The following is a 7,029-nucleotide window of genomic DNA, read 5'->3' on the forward strand; positions in this document are numbered from 1 at the left end:
GATGCGCCTCGGCGACGTCTTGGCCGGGGCATCTCGCCTGACCCGGTGGGCGAGCCGTCCCACCTCCCGATCGTTCCCCCCGGCGGCTCCCCTTCATCCCGAGCGGGAGGGGTCGCTACAATCGGGGGCATGAATGTCATCGTCATCGCCTGCAACGGGCTGCATCTCGGGTTCCTGGGGCCGTATGGGAACGCCTGGATCGAGACGCCCAACCTCGACCGCCTGGCGAGCGAGGGGGTCGTCTTCGACCACCACTACCCCGAGAACCTGACCACCCTGCCCACTCGACGGAGCTGGTGGACCGGCCGCTACGGCTTCCCCGACCCCGACCAGGGCTGGACCCCCCTTCGGCCCGACGAGCCGATCCTGCCGGATCTGCTCTATGACCGGGGCGTGCGGTCGGCCCTCATCTCCGACGTGCCGATGCTCCGGCAGGCCGGGCACGGCTTCGGCCGGGGGTTCGATGAGGTCGTCTGGATCCGGGGACAGGGATACGACCCCTACATCCGGGCCGACGACCCAAGGGCCTCGGGGGTGTCGATCGAGGATGAGCCGGGGCTCCGGCTCCCTCCCGAGGACGACCCGGATCGCGAGCTCTGGAGGCTCCGGTGGGAGCAATATCTCCGCAACCGAGCCGTGCTGAGGTTGAACTCGGAAGAGAACGCCGGGTCGGGAAGAGCGGTGCGGGCGGCGATCGACTGGCTGGAGCGGTCGCCTCGGGATGCGTCGCCGTTCGTGCTCTGGCTCGACCTGTTCAGCCCCCACGGACCCTGGGATCCTCCCCCGGCCGACCGGGACCGCTACGTCAGCGTCGAGCCCGACGACTTCGAGGCCGGCGAGGAGGGGGACCTCGTCGAGGAGGACGGCGAGGAGCAGGCCGACGACCTGTTCGTCGAGGACGTCCCGGTGCTGATCGACGTCCCCCCCGGGCCGGTGGGAGACGAACTCTCGGAGGAGGAGCTGTTCCGGCTCCGGCGCACCTATGCCGGGGCCGTGACGGCGCTGGACCGGCAGATCGGCCTTTTGCTGGACGCCCTCGGCCGCCTGGGCAGGCTGGACGACACGCTCGTCGTGTTCACCTCCGACCAGGGGGAGCCTCTCGGCGAGCACGGCTTCGTCCGCCGCTATCGCCCCTGGCTGTACGAGGAGCTAGTGCACTCCCCGCTGATCGTCCGACTGCCGGGAGGGGAACTCGGCGGCCGACGGCATCAGGCGATCGTGCAGACGGTCGACCTGCTGCCGACGATCCTCTCGGCCCTGGGGGCCGGCGAATCTCCCGCCGACCTGGACCGCCCTCCGATGCACGGCCGGGACCTGCTGGAGCTGATCCGAGGCCGAGCGACCAAATTCCGGGACTTCGCCTGCATGGGCATGGACGTCGAGGAGTTCGCGCTGCGAACCCACTACTGGCACCTGATCGTCCCCATCGAGGCCGACCCCGACGACCCTCCCCGACGGGTCGAGCTGTATCGCAAGCCCGAGGACCGCTGGGAGCAGAACGACGTGGCGGAGCGGCACCCGGACCTCATCGAGCACCTGGAGCTGGTGCTCCGGCGCTTCGTGGCCGCCGTCGAGCGGGACGACTTCTCGATCACCCTGCCGCTGAGAGAGCTTGCGCTCTTCCCTCCTCAGGCCTAATCCCCGACCGGACGACGAAGACCCCCGCGCCCCGGGAGCGGGGAGCGGGGGCCGGGGATCGGTCTCGAGCATCCCGGGATCAGGAGCACTCGGCCCCGATCGACTCGGAGGCCGGAATCCCGGGAAGGAGGATCGCCGACTGGTCTTCCCGACCGGCCGCCGGCTCCTCGACGGCCGGCGGCATCCCGCCATCCGCCGGGGCCCCGGCGTCGGCCAGGGCGGCCGGGAGGGCGGCCGGATTCGGCACGGTCACGCGGCGCTCAGGGCGTCGGATCTCGAAGTTCCGGGCCGAGTCGTCGAAGGCGAGGTTCGCCCGGCTCGGCGAACCGGGGGAGGACTGGATGTCGTAGACCCGCAGGCGGATCACATCGCCGGAGCGGTGGATGATTTCGACCCACTGACCTTCTTTGCGCTTCAGGACAAGCATCGTCGTTTCCTTCTGTTGATTCGTTCGGGACCAGTTCGTGATGACCAGGTGCGTTGAGGTTCGACAGAGCGTTTCGGATGCGGACGATTCGACGATCGGCCAACCGGCCGGCCGTCAGGCAGGCACGGCGCCGCGGGAGCGGGCCCGGCGGCGGTGGATGGGCTTGAAGCCGGGACAGACGGCGTCCCCGAGCATCGCCAGCGACTCGAGGTGGAGGTAGGTGATCCGAGAGGGGGAATAGCCGAGGATCTCGGCCGCTTCGGCGTGAGTCTTGTCCTCAAGGTAGATCAGGCGGCACGCCTTGGCGTGCTGGCGGGGAAGCTTGCGGAGCCAGGACTCCACGGCCTCGACCGCCTCCAGGTCGGCGCCGACCGGGCGGTCGTCGCGGGCGATCTCCTCCATCGGGGCCGAGGTCCCGTCGGAGCCCGCGAAGGCCCGGCACTCATTCCGGGTCCGGACAAGCCGCTCCCGGCGAACGTCGCACAGCCCTCCCCAGATCCGCTGCCGGGCGAAGGTCGAGAACTTCACGGCCCGGGCCGGCTCGAACGATCGAGCCGCCTCCACCAGCGCCATGCAGGCGGCCGACTCGAACTCCTCCCAGATGTCGGGAAACTGCTCCTTGAACGGTCGGGCCAGCGACCTGGCCATGGGAAGGTATTGCACCGCCAACCGCTGCTGCGCTTCCGTCAGCGGCGTCCGCTCCTTGCGAGGATTCTCCGATCGCACGGTCGTTCTCCGAAAGGTGTTTGTCCCAAGGTGTGGTCCAGTTCCGGCGGATTTCTCGGTTCAATTCAGTTCGACCCGCTCGTCGGCCGTCGGCCTGCCGCCGAGCAACTCCCTCGCCTCGATGCGGTTGGCCCTCAGATGGGCCAGCAGCGCCGACCTCCTCAGACGCAGCCGGTCCAGCTGCGCCATCGCCAGGGCGGCGTTGCACCCCGGCTCCGACAGGTAGGCCCAGGCCCGATTCGTCCGGACCCGAACCGCCTCCAGCTCCGCGTGGAGCCGTTCGTTCTCCCGGACCAGGCGGACCAGCCTCCCGAACTCGTCTCCGGGCATCCGATCCGTCCGGGCCTCAACTCCGAAGCCCTGGGAGTAACCGACACTCGCCTCGCCGACCGGCGAAAGGCCAGCGATGCATTCGCTGCTGTAATCGACCATGATTGGGTAGTTCCGGGGAGCTTGGTTGCCAGCGTCGGCAATTTCCGCGGGTCGCGTCGGCCGCCCGTGCGCTCTTCATCGAGCCGCTCTGGCCGCACGCCCGCACGCTCACCTCCCTGCACAACCAATATGAACCGCGAAGCTGGGACGTCAAGCGAAATTTTGCGGGTTGTCGGTTTTTTTTGTCCGGTTCAGGCGATTGATTCCAACTGACGCTCGCTGCTCGTGGTCCTCGGCATCCGGTTCCGATTCTCCCCGTCAGGAGGACTCTACGACTAGGAAGGCGGCGTGTCGTTCGATCCCCGGGGAATTGCGGGGAATTGCGGGTCGAGTCGGCCGGGGATTCGGCTGTTCCCCTGCTATGCTGGAGGCCGGATCCGGGGGATTGGCGGGGGAGAGGGAGGAGAAGGACGATGGGACGAGCCAGAAGAACCGGGGCCCTTCCGGAATCGAAGAGGCCCGATTCGGACCCGTCCTGGGTCTCCCGGGTGCGCGAGGCGATGCTCTCGTGGTTCGACCGGGACGGCCGGGCCGCCCTGCCCTGGAGGGCCGACCGGGATCCGTACAAGGTGCTCGTCGCCGAGGTGATGCTCGTGCAGACGACGGTGGCGGCGGCCGGGCCCTACTTCTCCCGGTTCATCCGGCGGTTCCCGACTCCCGAGGCGCTGGCCTTGGCCGACGAGGAGGAGGTGCTCAAGGCCTGGGAGGGGCTGGGATACTATCGCCGGGCCCGGCAACTCCAGGCGGCCGCCCGAGCCATCGTCAATGAGCACGGCGGCCGGGTGCCGGAGGACCCAGCGGCGCTGCGAACGCTGCCGGGGGTCGGACGGTACATCGCCGGGGCGGTCGGATCGATCGCCTTCGACCGCCCGGAGCCGATCCTGGAGGCGAACACCCAGCGCGTTCTCGCTCGGTGGCTCTGCTGGGAGCAGGACGTCCGCTCCGCTCCGTCGCAGGCCCGGCTCTGGGAGGCCGCGGCCCGGCTGGTCCCCCCGGAGGGGGCCGGGCGGTTCAACCAGGCGATGATGGACCTGGGGGCGACGATCTGCACCGTCCGAGCGCCGATGTGCCTGACCTGCCCGGTTGCCTCCGATTGCCTCGCCCGCCTCGAGGGGAGGCAGGACGAATTGCCGAGGCGAGCGGCCCCGACGCCGCCCCTGGAGGTCTCGGAGGTCTGCGTGGTTTCGGTTGACGTCCGGGGCCGCGTCCTGGTGGTCCAACGGGGGCCCGGCCGGCTCTGGGAGCACTTCTTCGAGTTCCCAACGGTCCACCTCTCCGGGGCCGACCCCGCTGGTCGGGGGCCTGGCGCCGGCGTCGGAGACGACCTGGCCCCTCGGTTCAAGGAACTGACGGGCGTTGGCCTGCGGGTCGGCCCGGAGGTCCATTCGATCCGGTACGGAGTGACCAGGCACCGCGTTTCGCTGTCGGCCCGCGTCGCGACGCCGATCGAGGGGGAGCCTCGGCCGGGCCCGGGGATCTCGGACGTCTCCTGGAAGTCGATCGAGGAACTCGACGCGCTCCCCCGAACCGGGGCGGCCCGACGGCTGTCGGCCTGGCTCTCGGCGCATCCGGAGGCCTGGAGGTCAGGGGATCGCTGAGCGGAGGGGCCGGCGTCCGGCGGGGGCCGCCGGACGCCGGGATCGGGGAGGGGAGTGGTCCGGCCTCGGGCTCACTCGAAGATGGGGACGCAGTCGACCATCTTGGCCTCCTTGCCGTCGTGCACAGCCATGCGGGCGCCGCCGACCATGTTGGCGCCGGCGTACTGCCCGTCCTTCGAGACGGCGTAGAAGGTGACGCCGTAGTTCGGCTTCCCGTCCTCCCCTCGGTAGCGGGGGTTGCGGCTGGTGACCTCGGCGATGTGCTTCAGGGAGGCGACCAGCGCGTCCTTGACGTGCTTGCCGCGGCGCATCTCGTCGATGATCAGGTAGCAGGAGCAGTTGAGCAGGTTGATCTCGCCCAGGCCGGTCGAGCCGCAGGAGCCGACGGCGTTGTCGAGATACAGCCCGGCGCCGAGGATCGGCGAGTCTCCCACGCGGCCGGGGATCTTCATCCCCCAGCCGGAGGTGGTGGTCACGCAGCCGAGGTCGCCGTGGGTGTCCAGGGCGGAGCAGTGGATGGTGCCGGTGGTGAGGTTGTCCGCCTCTTGCTTGATGTGGGCGGCGACCTTGTCGTCGGGGGCGGGGACCCAGTAGGTGCCCTGCCGCTCCTTGTTGCGGAGCCAGACCTCCCGGGCTTCGTCGGTGAGCAGGTTCTCCTCCTTGAAGCCGTGGGCCAGGGCGAACCGCTTGGCCCCCTCGCCGACGAGCAGGACGTGCTTGGTGCGCTGCATGACCAGCCGGGCGACGGCGGCCGGGTGCATGATGTCCCGGATCGAGGCGACGGCGCCGGCGCCGTGGGTCGGGCCGTGCATGACGGCCGAGTCCAGCTCGACGACGCCATCCTCGTTCGGGATGCCGCCGTAGCCGACGGAGCGGTCGTTGGGGTCGGCCTCGACGTGAGCGACCAGCTCGATGGCGGCGTCGAGCGGGTCGGTCCCCTGCCGGAGCTTCTCCATCGCCTCGTCGAGGTAGCGGAAGCCGTTGCCGCTGGCGACGATCACGGGGCTGCCGGCGCCGGCCGGCTTCCTCGGCATGGCGCCAATGGCCAGGGGGGAGAGCCCCGCGGCGGCCGAGGCGGTGAGGAACGATCGGCGGTTCAGTCCATCAGTCATGGGAAGGACTCCTCGGTAACGATCGGTCCCCGTGGCCGACCAGGCTCCGGGGGGCGGAGCCGGTCGGCGGGAGTGGGGGCCGGGCGATGAGGCAGGGGAGCGGGCTCGGGCGTGGGCAAGATGCCGGCTCCGGATCCCGGTCGCCGGAGCCGCGATCGGGTCAGTACTGGTCGGCGGAGATCACCTCGCCGCCCTTGCGGGTGGAAAGGGCCTGGTAGACACCGAAGCCAGGGGGGCCGACCGTGAAGACGCCGTTACTCGCGGTCACCGCTGTCGGTGAGCCGTTGGAGTTGTGCGGCCAGGTGTTGACGGTGTCCTTGATGAAGCGAACCGAGCCGTCGGCCATGCAGAAGTTGGCTCCGCCAGGGTGGAGGCTTGACGCGGTGACGACGAAGACGCTGGTGTTGACGCCCACCGAGGTGCCGTTGGCGAGCTTTCGGTGCGGATTGAGCGGGTAATACGTGGTGAACATCGTGTCACCGTAGTTCCCCGAGGTCCACCAGTGCCACTCGACCTTCGATCCCTCGTCGAGCAGGCCGTAGGCGGTCTCGCCGAACATCAGGGTGTTGCTCGTGCCGTCCCGGATGTCAGACAGCTTGGTGCTGCTGTAATAGTAAAACAGGCCGAGCGCATTACTCTTCTGGGCCCCAAAGATCGCGTCGGCGGGGTCGGTGCTGCGGGCTGGCGTGGGCCAGGGCCCGGCGTTCCCCTTGTAGCTCGTGTATCGCATGGGGAAGCCGCCCTGGGAGCCAAGCCAGTAGGTCAACCGGCGCATCTCCTGGACATCCGGGTCGCTGGGGCACCAGATGGTGCTCACCCCGATGTTGGTCATGGTCCAGTTGATATCCGCCCCGCCGGTGGTGTCGGGCCCCGTGTAATGGACGTTGACGTTGAAGGCGTTGTAGACGTTCGCCTGCTCGTAATAGGGCGCCAGGGCGAGAAGAATGCTGTGCTCATGGGCACCGGTGATCCTTAGCCTGAGGGATTCTCTGGACACTTTCATGGGCCATAATGGTCCCGGAAGGAGTACCAAAGATGACCAAGAAGAGCACGACGACCGACTCCCAGGATCGAGGCCGCTTCTCGGCCAGGCGGA

Annotated in this window: 7 protein-coding genes; 2 read left to right on the forward strand and 5 right to left on the reverse strand. The window is 69.1% G+C overall.

From position 1 onward, the window contains the following. Positions 1 to 129 precede the first annotated feature (129 nt). On the forward strand, positions 130 to 1,638 hold the full coding sequence (locus TsocGM_RS13575) for a sulfatase family protein (protein ID WP_126725990.1): 1,509 nt from the start codon (positions 130 to 132) through the stop codon (positions 1,636 to 1,638). 79 nt (positions 1,639 to 1,717) lie between these two features. On the opposite strand, the gene TsocGM_RS13580 is transcribed toward TsocGM_RS13575, so the two are convergent. The 3 genes from TsocGM_RS13580 to TsocGM_RS13590 all read right to left on the reverse strand — a co-directional run bounded on the left by TsocGM_RS13580 (position 1,718) and on the right by TsocGM_RS13590 (position 3,223). Beyond that, positions 1,718 to 2,065: a hypothetical protein gene (locus TsocGM_RS13580; protein ID WP_126725992.1), complete on the reverse strand. Its 348-nt coding sequence runs from the start codon at positions 2,063 to 2,065 to the stop codon at positions 1,718 to 1,720. A gap of 114 nt (positions 2,066 to 2,179) precedes the next feature. Further along, a complete protein-coding gene (locus TsocGM_RS13585) occupies positions 2,180 to 2,791 on the reverse strand; it encodes a sigma-70 family RNA polymerase sigma factor (protein ID WP_126725994.1) in 612 nt (203 codons plus the stop codon). Between the two features lie 60 nt (positions 2,792 to 2,851). Beyond that, the gene (locus tag TsocGM_RS13590; RefSeq protein ID WP_126725996.1) at positions 2,852 to 3,223 is read right to left on the reverse strand and encodes a hypothetical protein; all 372 of its coding nucleotides are present in this window, start codon (positions 3,221 to 3,223) and stop codon (positions 2,852 to 2,854) included. A 413-nt stretch (positions 3,224 to 3,636) separates the two neighbouring features. Here TsocGM_RS13590 and mutY point away from each other — a divergent pair, with 413 nt between their 5' ends. Continuing rightward, positions 3,637 to 4,821 carry an A/G-specific adenine glycosylase gene (mutY, locus tag TsocGM_RS13595; RefSeq protein WP_126725998.1) on the forward strand — a complete coding sequence of 395 codons (1,185 nt, stop codon included), beginning with the start codon at positions 3,637 to 3,639 and terminating at the stop codon, positions 4,819 to 4,821. 71 nt (positions 4,822 to 4,892) lie between these two features. Here the strand turns inward: mutY and TsocGM_RS13600 are convergent, their stop codons facing one another. Together TsocGM_RS13600 and TsocGM_RS13605 are read right to left on the reverse strand one after the other, a co-directional pair. Continuing rightward, complete coding sequence (locus TsocGM_RS13600; RefSeq protein ID WP_126726000.1) at positions 4,893 to 5,933, reverse strand: N(4)-(beta-N-acetylglucosaminyl)-L-asparaginase; 1,041 nt, start codon at positions 5,931 to 5,933, stop codon at positions 4,893 to 4,895. A gap of 160 nt (positions 5,934 to 6,093) precedes the next feature. Beyond that, positions 6,094 to 6,936 (reverse strand): DUF1559 family PulG-like putative transporter, encoded by an 843-nt coding sequence (locus TsocGM_RS13605; protein WP_126726002.1) that lies wholly within the window; start codon positions 6,934 to 6,936, stop codon positions 6,094 to 6,096. Positions 6,937 to 7,029: the final 93 nt, after the last annotated feature.

The organism is Tautonia sociabilis (assembly GCF_003977685.1).
Taxonomy (GTDB): domain Bacteria; phylum Planctomycetota; class Planctomycetia; order Isosphaerales; family Isosphaeraceae; genus Tautonia; species Tautonia sociabilis.